Genomic DNA, 1,696 nt, shown 5'->3' with positions numbered 1-1,696 from the left:
CCCCCCGTCCCCCCGTCCCCACTTCTCCCGTGAACTTCACCACTCCACTTACAATCGGCTCCCTCCAGCTCCATAGCCGCGTCTTTCAATCACCCTTGTCAGGTGTCACCGATTTGGTTTTTCGTCGCTTGGTGCGGCGATATGCGCCCGACTCGATGATGTATACCGAGATGGTGCAGGCATCAAGTTTGAGACATCTCAAAGAAATCCCGCGCATCATGGATATCGATGCCAACGAGCGTCCGATTAGTATTCAGTTATTCGACTGTCGTCCTGACTTCTTGGGTGAAGCGGCTCAAATTGCTGTCGAGCAAGGCGCACAGACGATCGATATTAATATGGGTTGTCCGGTGAATAAAATCACTAAAAATGGCGGTGGCTCGTCATTACTGCGAGATCCCGATACTGCCGTCGCGATCGTCAAAGCGGTCGTAAATGCTGTTAATATACCCGTGACGGTCAAAACCAGAATTGGTTGGTCGGATGATGAAATTAATATTTTAGATTTTGCTCAGCGGATACAGGATGCTGGCGCACAGATGCTCACGGTTCACGCTCGTACTCGCGCTCAAGGCTATAATGGTACGGCTAATTGGGACTGGATTCGACGAGTAAAAGCAGTGCTATCGATTCCAGTAATCGCCAATGGTGATATCTTTTCAGTAGAAGCTGCGATCGCATGTCTGGAGCAGACTGGAGCCGATGGGGTGATGTGTTCGCGCGGGACGCTCGGCTATCCTTTTCTCGTCGGTGAAATCGACCATTTTCTCAAAACGGGCGAGCTGCTACCACCGCCAAGTTCGATCGACAGATTAGCATGTGCGAAAGAACATTTACAAAATTTGTACTTGTATAAAGGCGAGCGCGGCATCCTCCAGGCTCGCAAGCACATGACTTGGTACGCGAAAGGGTTTTCGGGTGCGTCAGAACTCCGCACACAGCTACAGGAGATCGAGAATGTCGCTGAAGGGGTGGATCTACTCGATCGACAGATCGAATTATTAGCTCCAGAGGTTTAGCGGCTAGAGACTTATCATCACAAATAACTAGCCACTTACCGATTATAAATTACCGCGTAGGGCTGCAAGTAAAAATACCACAACTGGGCCAGCAATCATAATCATCGCCACCATTGACAGTTGGGCGATTACTTCCCAGTTAATACTCAGTACACTATCAACAATACCGCTCAAAAAATCCATATTTCCTCTCAAACAAACTTAGATTTATTATATAGCCAACAGGATCGGCGATACAATCTTATCTGCGCTGCGCGGGATTAGATTAATTTCGTTTACAAAACTACATGAAAGAGATGGGAGATGGGAGATGGGAGCTGGGAGAGCATTTTAACAAGGAAAGTGTCAATCGATGTAAATACTAATAGACTAGATGAGTAATAACTAACAACCTAAAATATGTCTACGTGGCGGTGTGTGAAGCAGTGTGGGGCTTGTTGTAACCTCGATCCGAGCGATCGACCAGATTTGGAAGAGTACCTGCCACCGGAGCAGCTAGCCATCTATCTGAGCATGGTGGGCGAAGATGGCTGGTGTGTGAATCTCGATCGCGATACCCAATCCTGTAATATTTATGAAGATCGCCCCTCCTTCTGTCGGGTACAGGAAGATACCTTCGTGGCGATGTTTGGGATCGAGCCGGAGGATTTGAATGATTTTGCGATCGCGTGTTGTCG

3 protein-coding genes are annotated in these 1,696 nt (G+C 48.2%); 2 read left to right on the top strand and 1 reads right to left on the bottom strand.

Going from position 1 to position 1,696, the window contains the following annotated elements:
* Positions 1-29: 29 nt before the first annotated feature.
* Positions 30-1,019 (top strand): tRNA dihydrouridine synthase DusB, encoded by a 990-nt coding sequence (gene dusB / locus RMO35_RS13285; RefSeq protein ID WP_309741777.1) that lies wholly within the window; start codon positions 30-32, stop codon positions 1,017-1,019.
* Positions 1,020-1,061: 42 nt separating this feature from the next.
* On the opposite strand, the gene psb30 is transcribed toward dusB, so the two are convergent.
* Positions 1,062-1,202, bottom strand: coding sequence for a photosystem II reaction center protein Ycf12/Psb30 (psb30, locus tag RMO35_RS13280; protein ID WP_309741775.1), 141 nt, complete (start codon positions 1,200-1,202; stop codon positions 1,062-1,064).
* A gap of 216 nt (positions 1,203-1,418) precedes the next feature.
* Here psb30 and RMO35_RS13275 point away from each other — a divergent pair.
* Positions 1,419-1,696 (top strand): YkgJ family cysteine cluster protein (locus tag RMO35_RS13275; protein ID WP_309741774.1); only part of this gene is annotated, 278 nt, incomplete at its 3' end.

Source organism: Chamaesiphon sp. OTE_20_metabat_361 (assembly GCF_031364565.1).
This window is presented reverse-complemented; position numbering and strand designations above follow the sequence as displayed.

Bases quoted from the DNA above. Each gene is read 5' to 3' on its own strand.
- psb30 (WP_309741775.1), bottom strand. From the start codon at position 1,202: ATGGATTTTTTGAGCGGTATTGTTGATAGTGTACTGAGTATTAACTGG.